The sequence below is a fragment of the Micromonospora sp. C28SCA-DRY-2 genome (genome assembly GCF_030519475.1).
Lineage (GTDB): Bacteria > Actinomycetota > Actinomycetes > Mycobacteriales > Micromonosporaceae > Micromonospora.
Genome location: NZ_JAUMKD010000001.1, coordinates 1,568,328 through 1,583,803, shown reverse-complemented (window position 1 = coordinate 1,583,803; position 15,476 = coordinate 1,568,328). Strand labels below are relative to the sequence as shown.

At 74.1% G+C, this 15,476-nt stretch carries 16 protein-coding genes; 11 read left to right on the top strand and 5 right to left on the bottom strand.

Annotated features, from left to right (window positions below):
* Nucleotides 1-26: 26 nt before the first annotated feature.
* From Q3W71_RS07440 to thpR, 4 genes are all read left to right on the top strand, one after another.
* A complete protein-coding gene (locus tag Q3W71_RS07440; RefSeq protein ID WP_172899439.1) occupies nt 27-476 on the top strand; it encodes a MarR family winged helix-turn-helix transcriptional regulator in 450 nt (149 codons plus the stop codon).
* A 73-nt stretch (nt 477-549) separates the two neighbouring features.
* Nucleotides 550-1,833 carry an MFS transporter gene (locus tag Q3W71_RS07435; protein ID WP_302918516.1) on the top strand — a complete coding sequence of 428 codons (1,284 nt, stop codon included), beginning with the start codon at nt 550-552 and terminating at the stop codon, nt 1,831-1,833.
* A gap of 152 nt (nt 1,834-1,985) precedes the next feature.
* Nucleotides 1,986-2,495, top strand: a complete 510-nt coding sequence (locus tag Q3W71_RS07430) for a hypothetical protein (RefSeq protein WP_302918515.1) — start codon at nt 1,986-1,988, stop codon at nt 2,493-2,495.
* Nucleotides 2,496-2,502: 7 nt separating this feature from the next.
* Nucleotides 2,503-3,081, top strand: a complete 579-nt coding sequence (gene thpR, locus Q3W71_RS07425) for an RNA 2',3'-cyclic phosphodiesterase (RefSeq protein WP_302918514.1) — start codon at nt 2,503-2,505, stop codon at nt 3,079-3,081.
* Between the two features lie 100 nt (nt 3,082-3,181).
* Here thpR and Q3W71_RS07420 read toward each other — a convergent pair whose 3' ends face one another.
* From Q3W71_RS07420 to Q3W71_RS07405, 4 genes are all read right to left on the bottom strand, one after another.
* The gene (locus Q3W71_RS07420) at nt 3,182-4,168 is read right to left on the bottom strand and encodes an aldo/keto reductase (protein WP_302918513.1); all 987 of its coding nucleotides are present in this window, start codon (nt 4,166-4,168) and stop codon (nt 3,182-3,184) included.
* Between the two features lie 81 nt (nt 4,169-4,249).
* Nucleotides 4,250-5,332 (bottom strand): septation protein SepH, encoded by a 1,083-nt coding sequence (gene sepH / locus Q3W71_RS07415; protein ID WP_302918512.1) that lies wholly within the window; start codon nt 5,330-5,332, stop codon nt 4,250-4,252.
* Between the two features lie 185 nt (nt 5,333-5,517).
* Nucleotides 5,518-6,645: a phosphoserine transaminase gene (gene serC / locus Q3W71_RS07410; RefSeq protein WP_302918511.1), complete on the bottom strand. Its 1,128-nt coding sequence runs from the start codon at nt 6,643-6,645 to the stop codon at nt 5,518-5,520.
* 334 nt (nt 6,646-6,979) lie between these two features.
* A complete protein-coding gene (locus Q3W71_RS07405; RefSeq protein ID WP_302918510.1) occupies nt 6,980-8,086 on the bottom strand; it encodes a citrate synthase 2 in 1,107 nt (368 codons plus the stop codon).
* A gap of 284 nt (nt 8,087-8,370) precedes the next feature.
* Between Q3W71_RS07405 and pdxH the strand changes: the two genes are divergently transcribed.
* The 7 genes from pdxH to Q3W71_RS07370 all read left to right on the top strand — a co-directional run bounded on the left by pdxH (nt 8,371) and on the right by Q3W71_RS07370 (nt 14,514).
* A complete protein-coding gene (gene pdxH, locus Q3W71_RS07400) occupies nt 8,371-9,009 on the top strand; it encodes a pyridoxamine 5'-phosphate oxidase (protein ID WP_302918744.1) in 639 nt (212 codons plus the stop codon).
* Nucleotides 9,006-10,310, top strand: coding sequence for an MFS transporter (locus tag Q3W71_RS07395; protein WP_302918509.1), 1,305 nt, complete (start codon nt 9,006-9,008; stop codon nt 10,308-10,310). Before pdxH ends, Q3W71_RS07395 begins: the two co-directional genes overlap by 4 nt.
* 18 nt (nt 10,311-10,328) lie before the next feature.
* Complete coding sequence (locus Q3W71_RS07390) at nt 10,329-11,258, top strand: aldose 1-epimerase family protein (RefSeq protein WP_302918508.1); 930 nt, start codon at nt 10,329-10,331, stop codon at nt 11,256-11,258.
* Between the two features lie 12 nt (nt 11,259-11,270).
* Nucleotides 11,271-11,873 carry a nitroreductase family protein gene (locus Q3W71_RS07385; RefSeq protein ID WP_302918507.1) on the top strand — a complete coding sequence of 201 codons (603 nt, stop codon included), beginning with the start codon at nt 11,271-11,273 and terminating at the stop codon, nt 11,871-11,873.
* Between the two features lie 189 nt (nt 11,874-12,062).
* Nucleotides 12,063-12,368 (top strand): type II toxin-antitoxin system VapB family antitoxin, encoded by a 306-nt coding sequence (locus Q3W71_RS07380; RefSeq protein ID WP_076470742.1) that lies wholly within the window; start codon nt 12,063-12,065, stop codon nt 12,366-12,368.
* Nucleotides 12,369-12,399: 31 nt separating this feature from the next.
* Entirely contained in the window at nt 12,400-13,569 is a 1,170-nt protein-coding gene (locus tag Q3W71_RS07375; RefSeq protein WP_302918506.1) for an acyl-CoA dehydrogenase family protein, read from the top strand.
* 180 nt (nt 13,570-13,749) lie between these two features.
* Nucleotides 13,750-14,514: a DUF4230 domain-containing protein gene (locus Q3W71_RS07370; RefSeq protein WP_302918505.1), complete on the top strand. Its 765-nt coding sequence runs from the start codon at nt 13,750-13,752 to the stop codon at nt 14,512-14,514.
* 111 nt (nt 14,515-14,625) lie between these two features.
* Here Q3W71_RS07370 and Q3W71_RS07365 read toward each other — a convergent pair whose 3' ends face one another.
* Nucleotides 14,626-14,835: a PspC domain-containing protein gene (locus Q3W71_RS07365; RefSeq protein ID WP_302918504.1), complete on the bottom strand. Its 210-nt coding sequence runs from the start codon at nt 14,833-14,835 to the stop codon at nt 14,626-14,628.
* Nucleotides 14,836-15,476: the final 641 nt, after the last annotated feature.

Below are 15,476 nucleotides of genomic sequence, written 5' to 3'. Positions count from 1 at the left end.
CAGGCTCATTAGTTAGGCTAACTATCGTGACGGAGCGGACGGTGACGGCGAAACGCGTGCCACCGGCGCAGCTGGCACCGCAGCTGCGTGATGCGATCACCCGGCTCAACCGACGGGTCCGCCAGGCCCGGCCGGTCGGCGACCTGACGGTCACCCAGCTCTCCGCGCTCACCAGCCTCAAGCTGGCGGGCGCGCTGACGCCTCGGGAACTGGCCGACATAGAGCGGGTGCAGCCGCCGACGATGACCAAGATCGTCGCGAAGTTGGAGGAGCGCGGCCTCGTGCAGCGCAGCCCCCATCCGACCGACGGGCGGCAGGTCATCCTGGCGGCGACCGAGGGGGGACGGGCGGTGCTCGACCAGTTCGAGCGGGCCCGCAACTCGTGGCTGGCCGACCGGCTGGCCGAACTGACCGAAGCCGAACGGGACACGTTGCGGCAGGCCGCGGAGATCCTCCAGCAGATCGCCCGCGGCTGACCGCGCCCCGCGCCACCGGTTCCGCGCCGTCCGACGTCGATGACGCGTACCACGGCGAGGAGGCGCACCAAGAGTGCAGGCGAAGCTGAGCACGATGTTCCAGTCCCTACAGGTCCGTAACTACCGGCTATTCGCGTCCGGGCAGCTGATCAAACTGATCGGCGTCTGGATGATGTTCATCGCCCAGGACTGGCTCGTCCTCGAGCTCTCCGACAACTCGGCCACCGCGCTCGGCGTGGTGACCGCGCTCCAGTTCACCCCGGTGCTGCTGCTCACGCTGATCTCCGGGCGGTTGGCCGACCGCTACGACAAGCGGATGCTGCTCTTCGTCGCCAACGCGTTCTGGACGGTGTTGGCGCTGGCCATGAGCCTGCTGGTGATCACCGGCCTGGTCGAGCTGTGGCACGTCTTCGCGTTCGCCGCCCTGCTCGGCACGGCGAACGCGGTGGAGACCCCGGTCCGGCAGGCGTTCGTCTCCGAACTGGTCGGCACCTCGCTGCTGCCGAACGCGCTCTCGCTCAACGCGGCCACCTTCAACTCCGCCCGGATCGTCGGGCCGGCCCTCGCCGGCCTGGCCATCGCCGCGTTCGACGTCGGGCCGGTCTTCCTGGTCACCGCGCTCAGCTCGATCGCGCCGCTGGTCAACGTGGTCCGGATGCGCACCTCCGAGCTGCACCGAGAGGCGCTCCCGCCGCGCGACGAGCGGGCCCAGGCGAAGGTGATCGACGGGCTGCGCTACGTCCGGCGCCGTCCCGACCTGCTGCTGCCGATGGTGATGATCTCGATCATCGCGACCTCGCTGTTCAACTTCCAGCTCACCCTGGCCGCGCTGGCCAAGACCGTCTTCAACACCGGGGCGGCCTCGTTCGGCCTGTTCAGCAGCGCGCTCGCGGTGGGCGCGCTGGCCGGTGCGCTGGCCGGTACCGGGCGGCGCAGCCGGCCGTCGGTCTGGGTGGTGCTGGGCGCCGCCGTCGCCTGCTCCACCTTGGGCACCCTGGTCGGGCTCGCGCCGGCGTACTGGCTGGTGGTGGCGCTGCTGCTGCCCACCGGGTTCTTCATGGTGTTCTTCGCCCAGGCCGCCAACCAGCGGATCCAGCTCGGCACCGACGCCGCCTTCCGCGGCCGGGTGATGGCGCTCTGGGTGCTGGTGTTCCTCGGCACCAACCCGGTCGGCGCGCCGGTGATCGGCTGGCTCGCCGAGACCTACGGCGCCGGCGCGAGCATCTGGATCGGCGGGCTGATCTCGCTGGCCACCGCGCTGCTCGCGCTGACCTGGCAGCTGCGCCGCTCCGGCGCCCGGCTCCGGTTCCGGGTGCTGCCGATGCCCCGGTTCTACGTCACCTCGACGGACTGCTGACCCCGGTTGCTGCCGGCCGCCCGGGCCGGCCCCGGGGCGCCACCGGCCGGTGGGAACGTGCCCACCGGCCGGCCGATCCGTCCCGATACACGGATGACGCGGATGCCGCCAATCCGGTGGCGGGGCGGCAGGATGCGGCCTAGCGTCTATGTGTGGAGCTCGGACGCGTGCTGCTGCTGGCACTGGCGTTCCTCGCGGTGGCCAGCCTGCCGGCGGCGATCGCCCTGCTCTTCTGCGCCGACGAGATCATCGACCGGATCGTCTGCGGCATCGCCGAGTGGCGCGACCGCCGGCGCGAGCGGCGCACCATCGCCCGGCTGGACCGGGCGATCGAGGCCGACTCGCTCACCCGCGACATCGACCTCAGCGACTTCGACCGTACCGACCGGCGTCCGCTGGAACAGCTCGCCGCCGACCTGCGCCGGCTGGGCAGTCAGCGGATCGGCGTGGGGGGCCGCTCGATGGTCTGGCACGGCGCGGTCCTCCAGGCGTACGACGACCGGCTCCGCCGGGCCTGCCAGGCGCTGGACATCCCCGAGCACCTCACCGAGCTGACCGGCGTCGACCTGGAGATCGAGCGGGTCCGGGTGGAGGGGCTGCTGCACGCCGCCGGGCTGACGCTGCCCGCCGCCCGGGCCGACGACCGCCAGCGCCACCGGTGAGCGGCGGTTGAGGCTCTTCGTCGCGGTCTACCCGCCACCGGAGGCGGTCGACCATCTGACCACGCAGGTGGCCCGGCTCCGGATCGGCGCGGCGGCCGCCGCCGGGACGAACGTCCGGCTCGCCGACCCGACCCAGGCGCACGTGACCCTCGCCTTCCTCGGCGAGGTGGAGGCCGCCCGGCTGGTCGACGTGGAGAGTTCGCTGGGGCTGGCCGCCGAGTGGTCCCGGGACGCGCGCGCGGCGACGCCGCGACTGCGGCTGGCCGGCGGCGGCCGGTTCGGGCAGGGCCGGTTCACCGTGCTCTGGGTGGACGTGCGGGGCGAGGTGGAGGCGCTGGTGGTGCTCGCCCGGCTGATCCGGTCCCGGCTGCGCAAGGCCCGCCTGCCGCACGACGACAAGCCGTTCCGCCCGCACCTGACCATCGCCCGACCCGGCGACCGGGTGCCTCCGGAGGACGTCGCGGCCGACGTCGAGACGCTGCACGGCTACCAGGGCCCGGCCTGGCCGGCCACCGAGATGGTCCTGATGCGCAGCCACCCCGGTCCCAACCCCACCTACGACCGCCTGGCCGCCTGGCCCCTCTGACCCCGGCCCCCGACCGCCCCCGGTGATCAAGGGGTTCACGTCAGCTCCCGGGGCGGGATCCTGACGCGAACCCCTTGGTCGACGTGCCGGTGCGGGGGAGTTACCAGGCCCAGGCTTCGGGACCGGGGCCGCCGTTGCCGAGGGGCGGGAAGAGTTCGTCGAGGCGGTTCAGGGTGGGCTCGTCGAGGCGGACTTCCAGGGCGCCGAGGGAGCGGTCGAGCTGCTCCACGGTGCGCGGGCCGATGATCGGGGCAGTCACCCCGGGCCGGGAGAGCAACCAGCCCAGCGCCACGTCGGCCGGGTCGTGGCCGAGGTCGGCGCAGAGCTTCTCGTACGCCTCGATGGTCGGCCGGTGCGCGGCCAGCGCCTCGGCCGAGCGGCCGCTGGTGCCCCGCGCCGCGCCGCCCTCGGCCATCTTGCGGAGCAGCCCGGCGAGCAGCCCCCCGTGCAGCGGCGACCACGGGATGATGCCCAGCCCGTGGTGCTGGGCGGCCGGGATCACCTCCAGCTCGACGTGCCGGGTCAGCAGGTTGTAGATGCACTGCTCGGAGACGAGGCCGAGGAAGTTGCGCCGGCCGGCCGCCGCCTGGGCGACCGAGATGTGCCAACCGGCGAAGTTGGACGATCCGACGTAGAGCACCTTGCCCTGCGCGACCAGGGTCTCCATCGCCTGCCAGATCTCCTCCCAGGGCGTGGTCCGGGAGATGTGGTGCATCTGGTAGAGGTCGATGGTGTCGATCCGCAGGCGGCGCAGCGAGCCTTCGCAGGCCCGGACGATGTGCCGGGCGGAGAGGCCCCGCTCGTTGGGCCAGTCGCCCATCTTGCCGTAGACCTTGGTGGCCAGCACGACCTTCTCCCGCCGGCCGCCGCCCCGGGCGAACCAGCGCCCGATGATCTGCTCGGTGATCCCCTCGCCGGTCTGCCAGCCGTAGACGTTGGCGGTGTCGAAGAAGTTGATCCCGTGGTCGAGCGCCCGATCCATGATCGCGAAGCTGTCCGGTTCGCTGGTCTGCGGCCCGAAGTTCATGGTGCCGAGGCAGAGACGACTGACGGACAGGCCGGTGCGGCCGAGGTTCGTGTAGTCCATACGGCCCACCCTGCCACGGTGGCCCCTTCGGGGTGCCTCGCGTCGGCTCCGGCGACCGGAGGGCCGCCAGGCCGACGCAGGTCAGGAGGACTCGCGGGCCGCCGGGCCGCTGCCGAAGAGCACGTCGTCCCAGCTCGGCAGGCGCTTGCGCGGCTTGCCACCGGCCTCGGTGGACTCGCCGCCGGCAGCCGCCGCGGCACCCGTGCGGCGGGGCCGGAGCACCGCCAGGGACGGCACGGCCGGCACTTCCTTCGGCGCGTCCGAGTCGTCGTCGAAGGCCGAACCCTGGCCGCCGCCGAGCAGCGCCGCGGCGCCACCACCGACCGCCCGCTGCCGGGGCGCGTCGGAGGGGCCGGCCAGCGCGGCCGGTGAGCGCGGGTCGAGCCCGCGACCGGAGGCCGCGCCGAGCGGCCGGTCGAGCGAGGCGAGCAGGGCGTCCCGCCCGGCCCGGATCGGATCCCGGCCGGGGCGGCTGTGCTCGGCCGGCGTCGGCAGGCCGTGCCCGCCGCGACTCGGCTCGCCGCGCGACGGACCGGGCAGCGCGTGCCCGCCCCGCTCCGGCGCCGGCTCCTGGCCGAGGATCGGCGTGGGACGCTCGGCGCAGAGGTACTGCGCCATGTCGTCGTGCGGGGTGACCGCCTGCCGGGTCTTGTCCAGATCCCAGACGGCCTGCGCGGTGGCCTTGCCGGACGGCCAGGTGGCGACGATCCGCCAGGTGCCGTCGTCGCGCCGCCAGGCGTCCCAGGAGATCTTCTCGGTGTCGATGCCGTGCTGGGCCAGCCGGCCGTTGACCACCTCGGCCAGCGGGGTGGGCTTCTCCGCCCCCTTGAGCCGGGTGCGCCGGGCGTGCTGGGCGAGCATCGCGCGCTCCTGGAGCACCGGGCCGGCGTAGCGCAGCACCCGGTCGACCGGCACGCCGGCGATCCGGGCGACGTCCTCGGCGGACTCCCCGGAGCGGATCCGGGCCTGGATGTCGCGGGGAGACAGGGAGGGCGCCGGGTCGGCGGCGGCCGGCGCCACCGCGAGCGGCGGTGCGCCGGGCTCGGCGTGCAGCGCGCCGGCGACGCGCTCGTCGATGGGCAGGGCGAGCAGTCGCCCGACCTCGTCGGCGAGCACCAGGGCCTGGCCGTCCTCGGAGAGGGCGACGAAGCGTACTGGGCGCATTAGCGTTGCCTCCGTCCCGCTTCGCTGGCCGCACGCCACGGGTCGGCCACCCGGGCGTCTCGCACCACGGTACGCGTATCCGCCGCGAGGTGGGAGACGCCACGCCCGCATGTCGCGACTGAGCTGCGGCGATGATCACGGTGGGTGGCCGCCGTCGCCCCGGCGGTCACCCACCGTGTCGATGCCTAGAGGCGCTCGACCACGTAGTCGATGGACGCGGTGAGAGCCTCCACGTCGGCCGGCTCCACGGCCGGGAAGAGCGCCACCCGCAGCTGGTTGCGGCCGAGCTTGCGGTAGGGCTCGGTGTCGACGATGCCGTTGGCGCGCAGCGCCTTGGCGATCGCCGAGGCGTCCACCCCGTCGGCGAAGTCGATGGTGGCGACGACGTTGGACCGCAGCGCCGGGTCGGCGACGTACGGGGTGGCCACCGCGGAACGCTCGGCCCAGCCGTAGACGATGGCGGCGCTCTCCGCGGTGCGCTTGGCCGCCCAGGCCAGCCCGCCCTGGGCGTTCATCCAGTCGGTCTGCTCGGCGGCCAGGAAGATGGTGGCCAGCGCCGGGGTGTTGTACGTCTGCTCCAGCCGCGAGTTGTCGATCGCGGTGACCAGGTCGAGGAAGGCCGGGATGTAGCGGCCGGACGACTTGATCTCGGCGGCCCGCTCCAGCGCGGCCGGGGACATCAGCGCCAGCCAGAGGCCGCCGTCCGAGCCGAAGCACTTCTGCGGGGCGAAGTAGTAGACGTCGGTCTCGCCGACGTTGACCTCCAGCCCGCCGGCGCCGGAGGTGGCGTCGACCAGCAGCAGCGAGCCCTCGTCCGCCCCGGGCACCCGGGAGATCGGCACCGCGACGCCGGTCGAGGTCTCGTTGTGCGGGGTGGCGTAGACGTCCACGCCGGCCTCGGCGACCAGGGTGGGGGCGCTGCCCGCGTCCGACTTGCGGATGGTCGGCTCGCCGAGGAACGGGGCGTCCTTGACCGACTTGGCGAACTTGGCGCCGAACTCGCCGAAGCTGGCGAACTGCGCCCGGTCGCGGATCAGCCCGAACGCCGCCACCTCCCAGAACGCGGTGGTGCCGCCGTTGCCGAGGACCACCTCGTAGCCCTCGGGCAGGGCGAAGAACTCGGCGATGCCGCGGCGCAGCCGGGCCACCTGGTCGCGGACCGTCTTCTGCCGGTGGGAGGTGCCCAGGTAGCTGGTCGCCACGTCGGCGAGGGCGGACACCGCCGCCGGACGGACCTTGGACGGCCCGCAGCCGAACCGCCCGTCGGCGGGCTTGATCTCGTCGGGAATCCGGATGGTCGGTGCGTCAGCCACGGTTTTCAAGATCCTTCCGCATGGGCCGGGGCCCGGTGAGCTGGCGGGGCGCGGACCGGCGGCGGCGTGTGGGCACACGGCGGCCGGGATCCGAGCAAGGTCCGGCGGCACTGCCGAAACCTCATCCTCCCATCCCGGGCGGGCCGCCGGCCGGTCGGTCCCGGCTCCGCGGCTGAGTCCTGCACCACATGTGCCCTGGTTCCGGGTGCCGCCGTGGCCGCTGGGGCGACCACAGGTGCACCCGGAGCGGCCGGGACGGGCGGCCGGGCCGCGCGGGAGACGCGCGAGGGCCCCGTCCGGCGCGGACGGGGCCCTCGGCGTACGCGGTGCGCGGTCAGACGCCGTGCGGGATGGCGTCCCAGCCGTCGACCTCCTGCGGCTTGCGCGGGCCGTGGCCGACGTACCGGGCGGACGGGCGGACCAGCCGCTGGAGCTTCTTCTGCTCCAGGATGTGCGCGCTCCAGCCGCCCATCCGGGCGCAGGTGAACATCGAGGTGAACATGTGCGCCGGCACCTCGGCGAAGTCGAGCACCACGGCCGACCAGAACTCGACGTTGGTGGCGAGCACCCGGTCCGGGCGGCGGGCCTGGAGCTCGGCCAGCGCGGCCTTCTCCAGCGCCTCGGCGACCTCGAAGCGCGGCGCGCCCAGCTCCTTGGCGGTGCGGCGGAGCACCCGGGCGCGCGGGTCCTCGGCCCGGTAGACCCGGTGACCGAAGCCCATCAGCCGCTCGCCGCGGTCGAGCACGCCCTTGACGTAGCCCTCGGCGTCGCCGCTGCGCTCGACCGCCTCCAGCATGCTGAGCACCCGGGACGGGGCGCCGCCGTGCAGCGGGCCGGAGAGCGCGCCGATGCCGGAGGAGATGCAGGCCGCGGCGTCGGCGCCGGTGGAGGCGACGATCCGGGCGGTGAAGGTGGAGGCGTTCAGGCCGTGCTCGGCGGCCGAGATGAAGTACGCGTCGACGGCCTTGACGTGCCGCGGGTCGGGCTCACCCCGCCAGCGCTTCATGAAGCGCTCGACGATGGTGGAGGCCTTGTCGATCTCCTTCTGCGGCACCGCCGGCAGCCCCAGGCCGCGGGCGGACTGGGCGACGAAGGAGAGCGCGGTCACCGAGACCCGGGCGAGGTCCTCGCGGGCCTGCTCGTCGGAGATGTCCAGCAGCTGGTTGAGCCCCCAGTACGGGGCCAGCATCGCCACCGCGGACTGCACGTCCACCCGGATGTCACCGGAGTGCACCGGCACCGGGAACGGCTCGGCCGGCGGCAGGCCGGGGCCGAACCGCCCGTCCACCAGCAGCGCCCACACGTTGCCGAAGGAGACCTGGCCGATGAGATCCTCGATGTCCACCCCGCGATAGCGCAGGGCACCGCCCTCCCGGTCGGGTTCGGCGATCTCGGTCTCGAAGGCTACGACGCCCTCCAGCCCGGGTTTGAAATCGGCCATGTCGCTCTCCTGGATCTGCTCGGTGCGCCCGCTCGGGCTCTCCTCCGGCCCAGCCGGCCGAGCTCCTCAGGCGACCCCTCAGGGATGTGTTCGTGACATCTTGCCTGCTGGGTAACCGGATCCGCGACCCGCGGCGGTTGTGCCGCACGCGACATCCCCCGCCGTATCCGGCCCGGACGGACGAGGAAGACAATGTGACGTGGGTTGGCCTGCGCCGGGTGGCGTCGGCAGGCGCCACGGGGAGGGGAGAGAACGTGACGGGCGACACAGTGCCCCCGGCCGCGATGCGTAACGAGTACGACGGGGACCTGGGCCTTTCCGAGGCCGAGCTGGCCGACGACTGGCACACCCAGTTCGACAGCTGGTTCGCCGACGCGGTGGCCGCCGGGCTGCCGGAGCCGAACGCGATGGTGGTCGGCACCGCTGACGCCGCCGGCCGGCCGAGCGCCCGCACGGTGCTGCTCAAGGGGTACGACCCGGCGGGCTTCGTCTTCTTCACCAACTACGGCTCCCGCAAGGGCGTCGAGCTGACCGGCAACCCGTACGCCAGCCTGGTCTTCCCCTGGTTCGCCATGCACCGGCAGGTGGTGGTCGCCGGCCGGGTGGAGCGGATCGACCGGGCCGGGACCGAGGCGTACTTCGCCAGCCGGCCGCGCAGCTCCCAACTGGGCGCCTGGGCCAGCGAGCAGTCCCGGGTGATCCCGGACCGGGACGCGCTGGACGCCGGCTACCGGGCGGCGGCGGAGCGCTTCGCCGACGTCGACCCGATCCCGGCCCCGCCGCACTGGGGCGGGCTGCGGGTGCGGCCCGACTCGGTGGAGTTCTGGCAGGGGCGGGCCAGCCGGCTGCACGACCGGCTGCGCTTCCGGCGTACCGACGACACCGACAGCGGCGCCTGGACCGTCGAGCGGCTGGCGCCGTGACCCAGGTCAGGCAGCCGCGGCCGGGTCGGCTGCGGCGCTTCGCCATCGACCTGCGCCCGCTGGCCGTGCCGGCGTACCGGCGGATCTGGCTCGGCAACGGCATCGCCATGTTCGGCATGCAGTTCACCGCCGTGGCCGTGCCGGTGGAGATGTACGAGCTGACCCGCGACTCGCTCTGGGTCGGGTTGATCGGCATCGCGGCGTTCGTACCGCTGCTGGTCTTCGGGCTCTGGGGCGGCGCGGTGGCCGACGCCCGCGACCGGCGCAGCGTGCTGCTGGTCACCTCGGTGCTGCTCTGGGTCTCGACGCTCGGCCTGCTGCTGCAGGCGTTGCTGCGGGTGGGCAGCCCGGTGCTGCTGCTCGCGCTGATCGCCGTGCAGTCGATCGCGTTCGCGATCAGCTCGCCCACCCGCAACGCGATCCTGCCCCGGTTGGTGCCGCTGGAGCTGGTGCCGGCGGCCAGCACGCTGAACTTCACCACCTTCACCGCGACAGCGGTGTTCGGCCCGCTGGCCGCCGGCCTGATCTTCGCCACCTGGCAGGACCCCGGGGTGGGGCTGCCGATCGCGTACGGCGTCGACGCCCTGCTCTTCACCGTTTCGCTCTGGGCCACCCTGCGGCTGCCCGCGCTGCCGCCCGAGCCGGACCCGGACGGCGACGGCACCCCGCGCAAGGCCGGCCTGGCCAGCATCGTGGACGGGCTGCGCTACCTCTCCACCACGCCGGTGCTGCTGCTCTCGTTCGCCATCGACCTGATCGCCATGGTGCTGGCCATGCCCCGGGCGCTCTTCCCCGAGATCGCCGACGAGCGGTTCGGCGGCGGGGCGGCGGTCGGCTGGCTGTACAGCTCGATCGCGATCGGGGCGATGATCGGCGGGCTCACCTCCGGCTGGATCGGCCGGCTGCACCGGCAGGGGCTGGCGCTGGTGGCGGCGGTGATCGCCTGGGGCCTGGCGGTGGCGGCGGCCGGGCTGGCCGGTCAGCTCTGGCTGATGGTGGTGCTGCTCGCGGTGGCCGGCGCGGCCGACCTGGTCAGCGCGGTGCTGCGGCAGTCGATGCTGCTGGTCTACGCGCCGGACCGGATGCGCGGCCGGCTCCAGGGCGTCAACACGGTGGTCATCGCCGGCGGCCCGCGCCTGGGCGACCTGCGCGCCGGCGCGATGGCCGCCGGGCTCGGCGGCGGGGTCGCGTGGGTCAGCGGCGGGCTGCTCTCCGCCGCGCTGGCGGTGCTGCTCGCGGTGGCCTTCCCGGCCCTGCTGCGTTACCGGGCGGCGACCGCGTCGAGCGGGGACCGGGACTGAGCGGTTAGGGTCCCCCGCATGGACAGCCCCGACCAGCGCCCGCTCTCGGGCGCGCAGTGGACCATCGCCGCCGCCGGCCACGAGGCCGTCATCGTCGAGGTGGGCGGCGGGGTGCGGGCGTACCGGCACGACGGCGTCGACTACCTCGACGGGTACGCCGAGGACGAGCTCTGCCCGGGCTGCGCCGGCCAGGTGCTGGCCCCCTGGCCGAACCGGATCCGGGACGGGCGGTACGCCTTCGGCGACCGGTCGTTGCAGCTGACGCTGACCGAGCCGGAGCGGGGGGTGGCCATCCACGGGCTGGTCAACTGGGTGCCCTGGGAGTTGCTGGAGCAGGCCGCCGACGCGGTGACGCTCGGCTACGACCTGCCGGCGCAGCCGGGCTACCCGTGGCCGCTGCGGCTGCGCAGCCGGTGGAGCGTCGGGCCGGACGGGCTGCGCGCCGAGCACGAGGTGACCAACACCGGCGGCGAGCCCGCGCCGTTCGGCTTCGCCGTGCACCCGTACCTGCGGCTGCCCGGGGTGGCGGTGGACGACCTGGCGATGCTGCTGCCGGCCCGCAACCGGCTGCTGCTGGACTCCCGGCTGCTGCCGATCGGGGCCACCCCGGTCGCCGGCACCGCGTACGACTGGACCAGCCGGCGCCGGATCGGCGCCGCCCGGCTCGACCTGACCTTCGGCGACGTGGTCCGCGACGACGACGGCGGCTCCGCGGTGAGCCTGGCCGCCCCGGACGGCTCGGCCGGGGTGCGCGTCTGGGCCGACCGGGAGTTCGGCTGGTGGCAGGTGTTCACCGGCGACACCCTCACCGGGGAACGGCACCGCCGGTCGGTGGCGGTCGAACCGATGACCTGCCCGCCGGACGCGTTCCGCTCCGGCCGCGACGTGATCACCCTGGCGCCGGGCCAGACCTGGCGGGGCGCCTGGGGCGTCCGGCCGGGGGCCTGAGCGGGGGCGGCAATGGAATTCGCCGAGGTGGTCCGGCGGCGCCGGATGGTGCGCAACTACGACCCGGACCGCCCCGTCCCGCCCGACGTGGTCGACCGCCTGCTCGACCACGCGGTCCGCGCGCCGTCCGCCGGTTTCGCCCAGGGCTGGGGCTTCCTGGTGCTGGAGACGCCGGCGGACCGGGACCGGTTCTGGGCGGCGACCACCCCGGCCGGCGGCGGCCGGGAGCGCTGGCTGGCCGGGATGCGCCGGGCGCCGCTGATCGTCGTCCCGCACGCGAACCGCGACGCCTACCTGGACCGGTACGCCGAGCCGGACAAGGGCTGGACGGACCGCTCGCCGGAGCGCTGGCCGGTGCCCTACTGGTACGTCGACGCCGGCTTCGCCGCGCTGCTGATGCTGCTGACCGCCGTGGACGAGGGGCTGGGGGCGTGCTTCTTCGGCATCCCGCCGCACCGGCTCGACGCCTACCGGGAGGCGTTCGGGGTGCCCGCGGCGTACCAGCCCGTCGGCGCCATCACCATCGGTTACCGGGCGCTCGACCATCGGTCACCGTCGCTGCGTCGAGGGCGCCGTCCGGTCGACGAAGTGGTCCGGCGCGGCCGGTGGAGCTGACCGGTTGCGGAGGATTCGCCGGGTTGAGGAACGGACCAGCGGTAGCGAAACTGACATCAGGGAGCAGAACGCGGTGTGGTACGGCCGGCTAGGCTGGCACGGTCATCGGTACCGCAGGTCGCGGTGCCACGCCGCGACCCGGCACGGTGCCGCGGGTCGGCCCGGCCACGGGGAGGGGAGCGTGCCGTCGTGATCTTCAGAGCGGTTCGGGACGGGCGTCCCTACCCGGAGCACAACCTGACGCTCAAGCAGTGGGCGGAGATCCCGCCGCGGCCGCTGCGCCTGGACCAGTTGATCACCACCAAGCGCGAACTGGCGCTGGACAAGCTGCTCGCCGAGGACTCCACCTTCTACGGCGACCTCTTCCCGCACGTGGTGCAGTGGAACGGCGGGCTCTACCTGGAGGACGGGCTGCACCGCGCGCTGCGCGCCGCGCTGCAGCAGCGCAACCAGATCCACGCCCGGGTGCTGGTGCTCTCCGAGCCGGTGGAGTGAGTTCGCCTGAGCCTTCGTTAAGGTGGCTGCCATGAGCCCTACCGCCCCGCTCGACCTGCTCGACCTGGACTCGTCGCTCAGCGAGGAGGAGCGGCAGATCCGCGCGGTCGTGCGCCAGCTGGTGGACGACCGGGTCCGCCCGCACGTCGCCGGCTGGTACGAGGAGGGCCGGGTGCCCGCCCGGGAGCTGGCCCGCGAGTTCGGCAAGCTCGGCCTGCTCGGCATGCACCTGGACGGCTACGGCTGCGCCGGCGCGTCCGCGGTCGCGTACGGGCTGGCCTGCCTGGAGCTGGAGGCCGGCGACTCGGGCCTGCGCTCGCTGGTCTCGGTGCAGGGCTCGCTGGCCATGTACGCCATCTGGCGCTACGGCAGCGAGGAACAGAAACAGCGCTGGCTGCCGTCGATGGCCACCGGCGAGGCAGTCGGCTGCTTCGGGCTGACCGAGCCCGACCACGGCTCCGACCCGGCGTCGATGGCCACCCGGGCCCGCCGTGACGGCGACGACTGGGTGCTCACCGGCGGCAAGATGTGGATCACCAACGCGCCGATCGCCGACGTGGCGGTGATCTGGGCCCGCACCGAGGACGGTGTGCGCGGGTTCGCCGTGCCGATGGACACCCCCGGCGTCACGGCGCGGGAGATCACCCGCAAGATGTCGCTGCGCGCCTCGGTCACCGGGGAGATCACGCTGGACGACGTCCGGCTCCCGGACGCCGCGCGGCTGCCCGAGGCGGTCGGCCTCAAGGCACCGCTGAGCTGCCTCACCGAGGCCCGGTTCGGCATCGTCTGGGGTGCGCTCGGCGCGGCCCGCGACTGCCTGGAGACCGCCCTGGCGTACGCCGCCACCCGCACCCAGTTCGGCCGGCCGCTGGCCGGCTTCCAGCTCACCCAGGCCAAGCTCGCCGACATGGCGGTCGAGCTGCACAAGGGCTACCTGCTGGCGCTGCACCTGGGTCGGCTCGCCGACGCCGGCCGGCTGCGCCCGGCGCAGGTGAGCGTGGGCAAGCTGAACAACGTGCGGGAGGCGCTGGCGATCGCCCGGCAGTGCCGCACCATCCTCGGCGCGAACGGCGTCTCCGGTGAGTACCCGGTGATGCGGCACGCCAACAACCTGGAGAGCGTGCTCACCTACGAGGGCACCTCGGAGATCCACCAGCTGGTGATCGGGCAGCAGCTCACCGGCATCTCGGCCTTCGCCTGACCGGCGGCGGCGCTCCGGCGCTCCGGCGCTCCGGCGGCCCCGCCGACGACCGGGCGGGCGGCCCCCGCGCAGCGGCGCTGAGCTGGGCAGACGGGCGGCTTGGCCGCTCGCCGCGCGCGTGTCGTACCGGGGACGTACCGTCATCTGAGGACGACATGTCTGACGAGGACGGTGAGGGCGATGGCGCGCGACGCTGGCATCAACGAGCCCACCAGGGAGTTCCCGGGCTATCCCACCGGCGACGACCTGCGCGACCGGTCGGGCGGCCCGACCGGGCCCGCCGACGGCGTGCCGCCGTCACCCGGTGGCCCGGCCCGCGGCCTGCTCTGGGTGCTCGGCGCGGCGGCGCTCGCCGTGGTGGTGCTCCTCGGCGTGCAGGCGACCGGCATCCTGCCGGAGTTCCGCAACCCGTTCGCCAAGCAGCAGACCGACCGCAGCCAGCCGCCGCTGCTCAAGTCGATCCAGGATCTCAGCCGCTACGTGGCCGCCGAGGGCAACTTCCAGGTCGTCGTCGACCTGGAGAACGACCGGCGCAACGTGCCGGACTGGCTGATCAACCAGCGGACGCTCTTCGTCGGGGCGGGCAGCGTCGAGGCGTACGTCGACTTCACCAAGATCTCCGAAGGCGCGGTGGTCGAGTCGGCCGACGGCAAGTCGGTGGAGATCAAGCTGCCGGCGCCGCAGCTCGGCAAGACCAACCTGGACCTGGAGAAGAGCTACGTCTTCGCCGAGCAGCGCGGCCTGCTCAACCGGATCGGTGACCTGGTCGGCGGCGATCCCAACCGCCAGCAGCAGGTCTACCAGCTCGCCGAGGAACGGATCACCGCCGCCGCCCGGGACAGCGGCCTGACCCAGCGGGCCGAGGAGAACACCCGCAAGATGCTCGAGGGCCTCCTGCGCTCCCTCGGCTACGAGAAGGTCACCGTCACCTACACCGCCCCCTGACCCCGCCCCGACGGGTCGTACGTACAGAGAAAGAGTGGCCTCCAGCGCTGGAACGGCCACTCTTTCCCTGTTCGTGCTGGCGGCGCGCTGCGCGCTCGGCGCCGGGAGAGGTCAGTGACGGGCGGTGGCGAGGTAGCGGTCCTCGTTCGGCATCAGGATCCAGAGCACCAGGTAGACGATCACCTGGGTGCCGGGCAGCAGCAGCGACAGCAGGAACAGCAGCCGGACGAAGTTGGCGGACGTGCCGAACCGCTGGGCCAGGCCGGCGCAGACACCGGCGAGCATGCGCCCCTGGCGGGGCCGGACCAGTTTGCGACTCATCGTCGTACTCCCACTCTGCGGCGGATCCGCCGCGTCTGTCATCAACGGTAGGAACGGGTGGCGATCCCGCCCTCGGCCTGCGGGAGGATCGGACACCCGGTCACCCGTAGGTGGTTACCCGGCGGGGTCCGATCGACGCACCCGCCCGTCGCGCACCGCCGCAGCGGCGCCAGCCGTCGCGGACCGCCGCCGGACCGGACGCCGCGCCGCACTCGGCCACCCGCGCCGCCGCGCCGCACTCGGCCATCCGCGCCGCGCCGCGCCTGGCATCCGCGCCGCCGCGCCGCACTCGGCCATCCGCGCCGCGCCGCGCCTGGCCATCCGCGCCGCCGCGCCGCACTCGGCCATCCGCGCCGCGCCGCGCCTGGCCATCCGCGCCGCCGCGCCGCACTCGGCCTCCGCACCACGCCGCGCTTGGCCATCCGCGCCGCCGCGCCGCACTCGGCCTCCGCACCACGCCGCGCTTGGCCACCCGCGCCGCCGCGCCGCACTCGCCATCCGGATCGTTGGCCGCCGGCCGGACGGCGGTGGCCGGCGACGCACCGGGGCGGCGGCTGACCTGGGCAGGTAGGCTGGCAGGTCGGGCGTCCACACCCTGCGATGCCCGACCGCCGCCCGACCGGGGCGGCCGGCACCGGGCC

Coding starts and splice junctions, on each gene's coding strand:
- Q3W71_RS07390 (WP_302918508.1), top strand. CDS start 10,329: ATGGACAGCCCCGACCAGCGCCCGCTCTCGGGCGCGCAGTGGACCATC.
- Q3W71_RS07365 (WP_302918504.1), bottom strand. CDS start 14,835: ATGAGTCGCAAACTGGTCCGGCCCCGCCAGGGGCGCATGCTCGCCGGT.
- sepH (WP_302918512.1), bottom strand. CDS start 5,332: ATGCGCCCAGTACGCTTCGTCGCCCTCTCCGAGGACGGCCAGGCCCTG.
- Q3W71_RS07375 (WP_302918506.1), top strand. CDS start 12,400: ATGAGCCCTACCGCCCCGCTCGACCTGCTCGACCTGGACTCGTCGCTC.
- Q3W71_RS07405 (WP_302918510.1), bottom strand. CDS start 8,086: ATGGCCGATTTCAAACCCGGGCTGGAGGGCGTCGTAGCCTTCGAGACC.
- Q3W71_RS07370 (WP_302918505.1), top strand. CDS start 13,750: ATGGCGCGCGACGCTGGCATCAACGAGCCCACCAGGGAGTTCCCGGGC.
- Q3W71_RS07385 (WP_302918507.1), top strand. CDS start 11,271: ATGGAATTCGCCGAGGTGGTCCGGCGGCGCCGGATGGTGCGCAACTAC.
- pdxH (WP_302918744.1), top strand. CDS start 8,371: ATGCGTAACGAGTACGACGGGGACCTGGGCCTTTCCGAGGCCGAGCTG.
- Q3W71_RS07420 (WP_302918513.1), bottom strand. CDS start 4,168: ATGGACTACACGAACCTCGGCCGCACCGGCCTGTCCGTCAGTCGTCTC.